The organism is Brevundimonas sp. UBA7534 (assembly GCF_002479325.1).
In the GTDB taxonomy this organism is placed as follows: domain Bacteria; phylum Pseudomonadota; class Alphaproteobacteria; order Caulobacterales; family Caulobacteraceae; genus Brevundimonas.
In genome coordinates this window covers 1-9,908 of record NZ_DLMO01000094.1, presented here as the reverse complement: position 1 = coordinate 9,908, position 9,908 = coordinate 1, and the positions used below count along the sequence as shown (strand labels likewise).

The 9,908-nt window shown below is 64.5% G+C and carries 12 protein-coding genes; 3 read left to right on the top strand and 9 right to left on the bottom strand.

All coding sequences use genetic code 11. The features are described from left to right. Window positions 1-1,275 (bottom strand): hypothetical protein (locus tag B2U11_RS07105; RefSeq protein WP_292070829.1); only part of this gene is annotated, 1,275 nt, incomplete at its 3' end. Between the two features lie 228 nt (window positions 1,276-1,503). Here B2U11_RS07105 and B2U11_RS07100 point away from each other — a divergent pair. Next, a complete protein-coding gene (locus B2U11_RS07100) occupies window positions 1,504-1,830 on the top strand; it encodes a hypothetical protein (RefSeq protein ID WP_292070828.1) in 327 nt (108 codons plus the stop codon). Window positions 1,831-1,966: 136 nt separating this feature from the next. On the opposite strand, the gene B2U11_RS07095 is transcribed toward B2U11_RS07100, so the two are convergent. Further along, window positions 1,967-2,713 carry a hypothetical protein gene (locus B2U11_RS07095; protein ID WP_292070827.1) on the bottom strand — a complete coding sequence of 249 codons (747 nt, stop codon included), beginning with the start codon at window positions 2,711-2,713 and terminating at the stop codon, window positions 1,967-1,969. Window positions 2,714-2,903: 190 nt separating this feature from the next. Between B2U11_RS07095 and B2U11_RS07090 the strand changes: the two genes are divergently transcribed. After that, on the top strand, window positions 2,904-3,149 hold the full coding sequence (locus B2U11_RS07090; RefSeq protein WP_292070826.1) for a helix-turn-helix domain-containing protein: 246 nt from the start codon (window positions 2,904-2,906) through the stop codon (window positions 3,147-3,149). Between the two features lie 44 nt (window positions 3,150-3,193). Here the strand turns inward: B2U11_RS07090 and B2U11_RS07085 are convergent, their stop codons facing one another. The 7 genes from B2U11_RS07085 to B2U11_RS07055 form a co-directional block, all read right to left on the bottom strand. Then, on the bottom strand, window positions 3,194-3,325 hold the full coding sequence (locus B2U11_RS07085) for a hypothetical protein (protein WP_292070825.1): 132 nt from the start codon (window positions 3,323-3,325) through the stop codon (window positions 3,194-3,196). 79 nt (window positions 3,326-3,404) lie between these two features. Then, window positions 3,405-3,590, bottom strand: a complete 186-nt coding sequence (locus B2U11_RS07080) for a hypothetical protein (RefSeq protein WP_292070824.1) — start codon at window positions 3,588-3,590, stop codon at window positions 3,405-3,407. 10 nt (window positions 3,591-3,600) lie between these two features. After that, window positions 3,601-3,978 carry a hypothetical protein gene (locus tag B2U11_RS07075; protein WP_292070823.1) on the bottom strand — a complete coding sequence of 126 codons (378 nt, stop codon included), beginning with the start codon at window positions 3,976-3,978 and terminating at the stop codon, window positions 3,601-3,603. Window positions 3,979-4,320: 342 nt separating this feature from the next. After that, window positions 4,321-6,429 (bottom strand): recombinase family protein, encoded by a 2,109-nt coding sequence (locus B2U11_RS07070; protein WP_292070830.1) that lies wholly within the window; start codon window positions 6,427-6,429, stop codon window positions 4,321-4,323. A 50-nt stretch (window positions 6,430-6,479) separates the two neighbouring features. After that, on the bottom strand, window positions 6,480-6,659 hold the full coding sequence (locus B2U11_RS07065) for a hypothetical protein (RefSeq protein ID WP_292070822.1): 180 nt from the start codon (window positions 6,657-6,659) through the stop codon (window positions 6,480-6,482). 187 nt (window positions 6,660-6,846) lie between these two features. Next, complete coding sequence (locus tag B2U11_RS07060) at window positions 6,847-7,455, bottom strand: recombinase family protein (protein WP_292070821.1); 609 nt, start codon at window positions 7,453-7,455, stop codon at window positions 6,847-6,849. Next, window positions 7,436-7,651, bottom strand: a complete 216-nt coding sequence (locus B2U11_RS07055; RefSeq protein ID WP_292070820.1) for a hypothetical protein — start codon at window positions 7,649-7,651, stop codon at window positions 7,436-7,438. The genes B2U11_RS07060 and B2U11_RS07055 overlap by 20 nt, the downstream gene beginning before the upstream one ends. Window positions 7,652-8,291: 640 nt before the next feature. Between B2U11_RS07055 and B2U11_RS07050 the strand changes: the two genes are divergently transcribed. Beyond that, entirely contained in the window at window positions 8,292-9,905 is a 1,614-nt protein-coding gene (locus B2U11_RS07050; protein ID WP_292070819.1) for a recombinase family protein, read from the top strand. Window positions 9,906-9,908: the final 3 nt, after the last annotated feature.

Below are 9,908 nucleotides of genomic sequence, written 5' to 3'. Positions count from 1 at the left end.
CAGCAGCCCCCCGCGGATCCTCGGATCCCGGAGGTGGCGGCCGACGGCGTTCTGCAGGGCGATCCCTTCGCTCGGTTCATACAGGAAGATGTGCGCCTGAAGCCCCGGTTCGCCACGCGCCTCGGCGGCCTCGTTGCGCATGTCCACCGCGGTCAGATCCTCGATCACCTGGCTGAAAACGCTGACCAGGGCGTCGGCCTCATCCCCGCGATCTGACCTCGGAAGCACAACGATCCGCTCACGCGCGACACCGTCCTCGACATACAGATAGCCCAGGGTTGTCAAACCATCATCCACCGGGTCGTGGTCGGCGAGCAGGTAAAGCGCCACATCGACCTTGCCCGGCATGAGGAAGGTGTGGGGCTCGACGCCCGGTCCCAGGGCATTGTCCCGCAACGCCCTGGCCCGCGCGATCAGGGTGTCCGCGCGCCTCGAGAGCGACCAACCCGCGCCGTCCATCTTACCGACCCCCGTCGAGGACTCGGCCAGTCGCGCCACGGAGCGGATGCCCGCCGCCCGCAGGGTGCGTTTGGACTCATGCGACAAGCCGGCGACCGCGGAGAGATCGCGCTTGTCCGCCGGTCTCGATGCGCCGATCGCATCGCCGCAGTGCGGAAGGTAGGCGCACTGCTCGCACTTGAAGTAGACGTGGAAAAAGGTGTCGTCGACCTCCTTCGACACCGTCCGTGACGCGACCACCGGCAAGGTGTTGCGACAGAAGTCGTCAACCTGCCTCAGATAGGGCGCGAGCAGGAATTCATCCACGCCATGCGCATGGCCTGCGGCGTCCCCACCCTCCGCGATGTGCCAGATCTCGCCCATGGGCGACACGATCCCCGGAGCGCCGATCTCCTTGAGCACGGCCTCCAGAAGGCGGACATAGTAGGCGACCTGGGCCTTGTGGAACGGACGCGCCGCGCGAGTCGCCTTGATGTCGATCACCGTGAAGACAGGGATCGTACCGGAGAGATCCCGGCGGATCAGGTCCGACTTGCTATGTCGCAACCGCAAATCGCTGTCGGGACCCAGAACGTCGTCCGTGCGCCTCGGCCTCAGATTCACCTGCGCCGCATATTCGGCCGAACCCTCGCCCCGCAGGAAGGCGACAGCCAGTCGCTCCAGCAATCCCTCCTTGGCGACCCGGGGGCGCAGCACCCCCGTGGACCGCGCGAGATGGGACACCACGCGGTCCTCGAACTCCACACCGAGCACCGCCCAGGACTCCTCCCGGCCGTCCTTCACCACCGGAACAGCGGCGAGATCCTCCGGGTCCATGATCTCGTACCGGGTCTTTCGCTCACAGCGATACTGAAACCAGGATTTGATCGTCGATCCGCTGACGCCCTTAGCCATCCCGTCCCCTATCGGCCCGCCGACGACCCAGCGTCGTCCGCAGCGAACTACGCCGCCTTTGTCACCCCAAGGTGGTATGATTCTCATTGCACCGGCGACGCCGGAGACGACACTGTCACCCATACATCAACAGTTTGAGAGAGAGGCGCGATGGCCAAACCGACAGGCTACCGTGGATCCTGGTTCGCGGATTGGAAGGGACAAAGCCTGCCCTGCGTTCACGCCTGCTGGTGTCGGCCCGGCAAGGGCACGCTGACCTATCTGGATCCGCATGTCGGGACAGACCCCAAATGGGGCCCCTTCATCGCGGCGATACGCGCCGGCGAGACCGTCATCCTCACGACCGACGAGATGGGCGATGATGATCAGCCAAAGTCGCGGACCGGCTACGTCGCCACCTACCGCGTTCGCAATGTCGTGGTGGAGGACTCGACTCTGTCGTTTGAGTTCGTGCAGCGCCTGGACAACTTCACCTGACCGCCGGGAATCCCGGCGCTAATCTAGGTTGAACGCGCCAGGGTTCCGCTCACACCTGATCTCGATCAGGTCCAAGCCTACCGTGAGACACTCTCTGCCGAGAGCGGACGATCTGAGCCGCTACTACGAGTCAAATTCAGTCGATCACCGCCATCCCATCGACCTTTGACGGCGGCGGCCCATCCCGGAAGTGCCAGGTCTCCGGCGTGCGCTGCATGGCCTGCATACGCTGGGCGGGCACGGCGGGGATATTGGTCGGCACTTCCGCGTCCGTTGCGGAGGAGGCCAGATTGATCGTGAACTGGTGGGGGTAGCCGCCGAAATTCACCTCGACCGTCATCGGACGGATGATCCCGTCGGGGACCGCCACCTGGTCGGCGAAGATGAAGCCGCCGGTGCGGCTGCCGGGGTCGACGGTGGTGGTCTGGAGCACGAGCCGGCCGCGTTCGGCGATGGCCTGGCGAAGCTGCATCTCGATCAGGGTGCGAGACATGTAGAGTTCGCCGCTGACGCGCCGGAAGGCGATCTCGGTGCGGCGCGGATGATTTTCTGCAGCCTGATAGGCGAGGTAGCCTTCCAGCCCGGCGCTCACCCAGGCCGCCGCCATCTCGCGCTCGGCCGCCCGCTTGGACTCCTGTCGCAGGTAGTTGAAGTCCTGCACGCGCAACGGCCGCGTCCCGTCCATGTAGATGCGCACGTCTTCGGCGCCGAGGTTCACCGGCGTGGCGGACGAGTTGAAGGCGGCTATGGCGAAGTACAGCTTCGAGGCGCTGTTATAGCGCACCGGGATCAGCATCACTGCGCCGGTCGGGCCATACGACACCATCGCCGAAGCCCCACGGGAGAACCGAACGCCGACACCGTGCTCGGCGGTAGGGATCATCCGGTACTCCGGTTGAGCCGCCGCACAACCGGCTAGGACCGCCATCAGACTCCCCATACTTGCAAATTTCACCAACCCCATCCGACCGATGTTCATCTTCGACCGCGCCTCCGTTTAATCCGTAGGGTATATCCCGTGGTTTAACGCGCGGTGAACCTGTCGCCTGCGGCCTATGAATGGCCGGGCGCTGGTGGCGTGGAATCTCAGAAGACTCAGGACGGAGCGCGGGCTGTCGCAGGAGCGTGTGGCGGCGGATTCCGGCATCGATCGCGCCTACGTCAGCGAACTCGAGCGAGGCCTCGGCAACGCCTCGATCGATCTTCTGGATCGATTGGCGGCGCTGCTCCAGGTTTCAATCTCCGAGTTCTTCCTCGAACCGACGAATATCGACGAGCCGCCGGCGCCGCTCAGGAGCGGGCGCCGGCGGCGGACTTGATCGAGCCGCCCCGCTATCGGCGCCATGCGTGCTCCGCGTGCTGCCTACCAGTTGATGTGGTGTGAGCGAGTATCCGCGCCCTGGCGGACTATGCCGAGTTGCTCGACCTCGACTTCGAGACCGTTCTCGACCGCTTCGTGAATGCCGTCCCCGGCGAGATGGAGGGCGCGGATCACCTTATCCAGTCGATGATGTTAAAGGGCTTGGAGTTCATCGATTTTCTCTCAGGATTTCTGGACGGGGAAGCCAGACGCCTTATTCGTAGGGCAAGGGATACGTGACGCCGTCGCGTAGGAATTCCTCGGGAAGATCGACCAGGCGATCGAGGCTGGGATCCTTGGCGAGTTCCGCGGCCAGCCACTCATCGCTGATCCAGGGGCTGCGCCGCTCGATCCGGCCGTCGCACAGCTGTGCGCAGAGGTCATAGAGATACCGCTTCATCCGATTATCCTCAGTTCGGCCGCCGCTCATGGAGGGTGATGTCGTCGACGAGGGCGACGATAGCGCCCGAGGGCGCGGCGCCGCCCTTCATGTCGATCGCGCCGGAGGCGATCACCGCCCCCTCCTCGTCCAGAAGGGCGAGGTAGAGGCGATCCCAGCGCCCCTGCGCCAGCTCAATGGAAATCTCGTTTCGATTGCGCACCCGGCCGTCCAGCCGTGTCAGAAAGACCCCGACGGGGGCCTTCGAGACGATGTTGCTAGCCACGTAGTCGACTCCGTCAAGGCCGGGGGCCTTGTCCAGAACAATGGCGGAGAGGGTCATGGACGAGGGCGCCTTGTCACCGTTCAGACGGTCGACAAAGCGCACGTCCGCGTCAAAGCGCGACATGCTGTTTCCTTTGGATGTTAGGGAAAGGGAGGCGGCAGAAGCCGCTTCTCGAACATCGTGCCCACAGTTCTGGGGAATGCAAGAAACGCGACATCGGTGCCCCCGCCCGAGGACCACGCCCCCCGCTTCGGACGGAGCGGCTAGCGCCCTCAGAGGCCCCGGCTCCGCCAACAAGACCGCCAGATCCACGTCGCTGAGAGGATCGTCCGTCTCCGCGAGCGCGACCTCTGGACTGATCTTCAGGAGATTTTCCAGCTCCTTCTGCAGGGCAGGGAGGCCGTTGAACCGCGCGTTCGATCCAGACGGCATCGCCTACGACGCCACGGCAGTTGTGTAGATTCATTAGAGAGCACCACGCGATGGCGGAACCGCAGGGTCGCAAGCTCCTGGCAGATTTCTATTCGGACTCATGTGGCTCATCTTGATCACCGCCCCTTCCGGCGCTCCTAGTCGGAGAATGCCGATCGGCCGAGCCATGGCGTCCCGATGGTGGAAGCGCTCGCGCCACTCATCGTCGGTGATCGCGCGCTCTGCCCAGACCCAGCCGTGCGTGCCGCCGATCCGGATCGCCCTGGCCCACTTGCCCCGGCGGTACTGAGCCAGGGCGATCCGCGCGCGGGTCTCATCGGCCTCCCGCTGCTCGGACGACGGTTCGGCGTCGCGGTCGTTCATGGCGTCGATCATCTCGCTGAACAGGATCGGCCAGTCCGCGTCGTCCAGCATCCGGCCGATCAGGCCGACGTCCCGCCAGAGCTGCTGCTCCTCGGGCGTCTGCGGCTGGAAGAGGTCGACGTAGAACCAGAAGGTGGCGAGCGGAAGATCATGCATGTCCCCGGCACCACGGACATGCATGATCTTCGTTTCGAGCGTCGCGCGATCGACCAGGCGACTGATCTCGCCCTCGACGTAGACGCGCAGGCCCTTCCCGCCCCTGCCGTCCGGACGGCCGCCGTAACCGTCGAAGGGTTCGACCGTCACGCTGGTGATCAGGCTGCGGATGATGTCGCGCGCGCGGGCGGCGTCACGCTCGTCGCCCTCCAAGGCGCCGCCAAGATTTTCAAGCAAGGCCTCGAACCGCTCGAGCACGAACTCCGTCGTGAGCTTGGCAGCCGGCGGGGACGCCGGGCGAGCCACCTCTCTCTCGAACTGCGCCTTTGTGGCCAACAGCGGCTCCAACTCGTCATTCAGGAACTGGCGGGTCTTCGGCTTGGGATCCAGCTTCAACTGCTTGCGGATCGAGTTGATCTCATCGTTCACATCGGCCAGCTTCTGCACGGCCAGCGCCCGACGCTCGGCCGCGGCGTCGGTGGCTGGCCCACGCTCCTGACAGTATTGAGGAATGAACCAGCCGATCACATCCGGCTGGGCGAGGCGCTGGGTCAGGCCTCTGAGTACGGCCTGCTCCAAATCCTGCCGGCGAACGCGTCGGTTGTTGGAACAGGCCTTCAGGCGATGCGCGGAGCAGCCCATGGTGGTCGAGACCTGCACATAGGAGCCAGCGCAGACGGCGCATTTGACCAGACCGCTAAGAGGATAGGACGGGCGACGCCGGTCGCGCAGCTTCGACGGAGGCCGGGCCGCCAATCGTTCCTGATTTCGGTCCCACACATCCTGCGGGACGATGCGCAAGTCGGGCCGATCGTGCTCGATCATGTCGGCGGCGTTGGCCTTGCGCTTCTTCAACTCGCCCGTCTTCGGATCGCGTTCGTTACGGACCTTGCCGTGGATGTAGCGACCGACGTTGAGAGGATTGCGCAACAGCCCGTTCAAGGAACGTTTCGTGCCCACGATCGTGTTGGGGTGCCAGATCGGCCCACCCTCGGGGGTCGGCACGCCCTCGCGGGTCAGGGCGACGGCGATCTGATGCGGGCTGAGCCCGGCGTCGAAATCCAGGTTGACCCGCAGCACCACCTTTGAAGCCTCGCTATGCAGGGCGAGCTTGCGGACCGGCACGCCGCGTCGATTGACGACCACTTCGCCGTTCTCGTCTCGTTCGGGAACCAGCTCGTAACCGTATGGCGCGTCGCCCAGGAACTTACCCCGTTCTGCGGCGGCGAGGCGACCACGGTTCGTCCGCTCGGCGAACTTGTCGCTCTCGATCTGCGCCATCTCGGCGTAGAGAGCGAACTCCAGGCGTCCCATCACGCCCTTGTCGTGAGTGAAGATGACGACGTTCGCATCCTCCAGGCGATTCTTGGCGTCATGCAGCTCACGGGCGTCGCGACCCAGCCGGTCGAGCTGGAAGACGGCGACGACGTCAACCTCGCCTGCCGCCGCCATGGCCATCGCTTCCAGATAGCCCGTGCGCTTTTTGATGGAGCGGCCGGACTTGCCCTCGTCCTTGAAGGCGCCGATCACCACCCAACCCTGGCGCTCGCAGTCCTCCGTCAGAACCCGAATTTGGTCATCGGCGCCGAGCGGGTTCTGCTGATTGGTGGAGAAGCGGGCCACAATGACCACGCGCGCGCCCGGGCCGGGGATTTCCGTTCGGTTGTAGATGCTCACGACCGCACGCCGTCCAGGCTGTCACGCCGGGCCGCCAGACGGGCAAGGCTCAGCACCAGCGAAAACAGTTTCTGGTCCTGCGGCGGCAGGTCGGAATTGCGTGCAGCGTCGCGGCGATCTTCGGTCCGACGCCAGAGCTCGTAGTCGAGGTCGCGGCTCGGGGTTTTATCCGTCATGTCGGGGGCCTTGGTCGGGTGAATGAGAATGCGGGCGGCGTCGCGTTGGACGGATAGACGCGCAAAGCCTAGGACGAGGCGGCGCGACGGACGGCCCTGCCGCCGTCGCCAAAGCTCCTCTTCGAGCAAGTTGAATTGGGGCGAACAGAGCGTTTGACCGCGGCGCTCGCCTTCAAAGGACGGTCAGTCAGAGCAGGTAAAGCTGGGGCGGCTTGGAAACCTCGGCGCCACCAGCCTCTATAGTGATGACGCGGATGCCGCGCGGCTCGAACACAGCCTTTTGGAGGACATGCAGATCGGCGATCAAACGGCTGAGCCTGGTCGTCTCCATAACCAGGACATGGTCGAACTGACCGGAAGACGCCGCCTTGATCAGCGCCTGCAAGCCCTCGCGCTCAAGGGAAGCGCCGCTTTGTCCAGCGTCCGCCGCCACGAGCGCCACGTGCCATTTATGCCGGCGCGCCACTTCGCTGAGCTGGTCGATTTGAGAGGCGGTTTCCGAATGCTCCGCTCCTTGAGGCGCACACGCACTCCTCGCATAGATCGCGACGGCGGATCCAGGCGGCGGCAAATCGGCAGTCGAGAGGGAAATGGGACAATCAACCATGCCGGCCCTCCCGCTATTGGCTCGGGCGGCCAAACGCGCGACGGCCAAGATGAAAGGGAAATGCGCTTGGGCGTCGGGGTGGAAGTTCTCCGCCTCGGGCTTGCGTTCAACGGCCCGTCGATCGCCCAGCACCTGCTGGAGCGGGCACGAGACAACACGGGTTTCCATCTCAGTAGTTCCCCGGCTCATCGGCGCCTCCTTCGTTCAGGCGCTGCAGGGCGGCTTCAAACGCACGCCGGCCTTTCGAGTCTTTCGGAATCGAGACGATGATCGGACGGATACGAGGGGGCGCTTGGTCATCGCCGGAAATCATCTTGGCGATGTCCCCTGGCGAGCGGCCTTGGCTGTATTCCTCGAAAACTCTGCGCACGATGTTATCGGGCAAAGCGGGATCGTCTCGCCGTGACGAGGGCATCGAAAATCTCCTAGGGAAAGGGCCGGAGCCCTGGGTTCACTGCGCCTGAGCGGCGTATTCCGCAGGCGGAATCACGATCATTCGCACCAACACGCCGATAACTGGCAGTAGGGCGTCGAGCGAGGCTTCAGGTCGCCGGCGATCCGCTCCCGCCTTCCGGGCGGAAGTGTTCGGTTGGAGCGCCCACTCCGGCGCAAACGCGTTTCTCGACTCAGGCGTCACGATCGACCACCAATTGAATGCGATTGCCCGGAACCAGGACGCCGACGAGGGCAGGACATCCTTCGTCCTCCAGTAGGAGTTGCCCTACGAGGGCGCGCTGTTGGCGTAGGCACTCGCCGACTACCGACAAATCCTCCGCGTGCAGCCGGACACGCAGGGTCTCTCCTCCCCAGAGGTGGACGGAATATTCTCTTTCAGGACGGACGTCGGGAACTCCCGACGATGGGTGACAAGCACGCACAACGTACTCCTAGCTGGATTTGCCAGGAGAGATGACCTATACCGCCACGCATGTCAAGCAGACACAGTGCGCCTAATGCATCCATGTATGCTGCCAGGCCAGGCATTGTCAAGCGCTTTTTTCATCTCCCTAGAGCGAGCCGATCGCATGACCCTGAGACAGACCAGCCCAATCGCCCTTTACGCGCGACATTCAACGGATCTGCAGAAGGGCTCGACAACAGACCAACTAGCGGCGCTAGAGCTCGCGGCGAAAGCGCGTGGGTTCACGCATTTTCGCACCTTCTCCGACGAAGCAATTTCAGGCGCAAGCCTGGCCAACCGCCCCGGCATTAAGCGCTTGCTGGCTGGAGCCGAGCGCGGAGAGTTCGATCACGTCCTGACCGAGGCGCTAGACCGCCTCTCGCGAGACCAGGAGGACACAGCCCACGTCTTCAAGCGGCTACAGTTTCATGGCGTCACCTTAGAGACCCTGTCCGAGGGCCGGATCTCCGAACTGCACGTTGGTCTGTCCGGCACCATGAACCAGATGTTCCTGGTCGAATTGGGCAAGAAGACTCGTCGCGGTCTGGTCGCCCGAGTGAAGGCCGGCTTCAGTGGTGGCGGCCGCTGTTACGGCTACGACCTGGGCGACAAGGGCGAGCTAATCATCAACGCGCACCAGGCCGGCGTCATCACCTCCATCTTCGAGAAGTATGCCGATGGGGAATCGCCGCGCGCCCTCGCCTACGCCCTGAACGCGGCCGGAGAGCCGGGACCGCGCGGCGGAACCTGGACGCCCTCGACCATCCATGGCGACCGCCGCACCGGCGACGGCCTGCTGCATCAGGAACTTTATATCGGCGTGCGCGTGTTCAATCGCCGCCGTTATCGCAAGCACCCGGACACCGGTCGCCGCTCATCCGTGCTGAACCCGCCGGAGGACTGGATCCGCGAGCCGGTCGCTCACCTGCGCATAATCGACGAAGACCTATGGGACCGCGTGCAGAACCGCAAGGCGGCGCTCTCCGCCATCCCAGCAGCCCACGCGCGCAAGCCCAAGCGCCTGCTTTCGGGCCTGATGAAGTGCGGCCTGTGCGGCTCGGCCATGATCCTCAACGGCGGCAAGTATATCTGCAGCGCCAACCGCGACCGCGGCACCTGCACCAACGGCAAGATCATCGCCGCGACCACGGTGGAACGCCGCGTGCTGGCTGGCGTGAAGACACACCTGATCTCGCCCGAAGCCATCACCCTGGCGGTGACGCGCTATCAGGAGGCGGCCGACGAGCACCGCCGGATGATCGAGCGCGAGCGTGCGCCCATGGAGAAGGAGCTGGCCGAGATCGGCCGTCGCCTGGAACGGGCCCAGGTCATGTTCATGGAAGAGGTCATCGACCTAGACACCCTGAAGGCGCGCACCACACCCCTGAAGACGCGCCAACACGAGCTGACCGCTCTCCTCTCCGAGGTCGCGCCGACGGAGACGGTGCGCCTGCACCCTGACGTCGCCGAAGCTTATCGTCGCCTGGCGGAGGACCTGCACCTGGCAATCGAGGGCGACGCCGGCCAGGATCTGCGTCGGGAGCTGCGCAGGCTGATCGAGCGGGTGGACTTCATCCCGCTGGACGGGCTGGGCAAGTTCGACCTGCGGGTCCACGGCAGCTTGGCGGTCCTGCTGGGGCTGAGCGGGTCCCAGAAAGCAGAAAACCCCACAGTCTTGGACTGTGGGGTATCACTGGGTGCGGGAGCAGGATTTGAACCTGCGACCTTCAGGTTATGAGCC

Excerpts from the sequence above, each read along its gene's own strand:
- B2U11_RS07080 (WP_292070824.1), bottom strand. The coding sequence starts at position 3,590 with ATGAAGCGGTATCTCTATGACCTCTGCGCACAGCTGTGCGACGGCCGG.
- B2U11_RS07075 (WP_292070823.1), bottom strand. The coding sequence starts at position 3,978 with ATGTCGCGCTTTGACGCGGACGTGCGCTTTGTCGACCGTCTGAACGGT.
- B2U11_RS07100 (WP_292070828.1), top strand. The coding sequence starts at position 1,504 with ATGGCCAAACCGACAGGCTACCGTGGATCCTGGTTCGCGGATTGGAAG.
- B2U11_RS07050 (WP_292070819.1), top strand. The coding sequence starts at position 8,292 with ATGACCCTGAGACAGACCAGCCCAATCGCCCTTTACGCGCGACATTCA.
- B2U11_RS07065 (WP_292070822.1), bottom strand. The coding sequence starts at position 6,659 with ATGACGGATAAAACCCCGAGCCGCGACCTCGACTACGAGCTCTGGCGT.
- B2U11_RS07095 (WP_292070827.1), bottom strand. The coding sequence starts at position 2,713 with ATGATCCCTACCGCCGAGCACGGTGTCGGCGTTCGGTTCTCCCGTGGG.
- B2U11_RS07060 (WP_292070821.1), bottom strand. The coding sequence starts at position 7,455 with ATGAGCCGGGGAACTACTGAGATGGAAACCCGTGTTGTCTCGTGCCCG.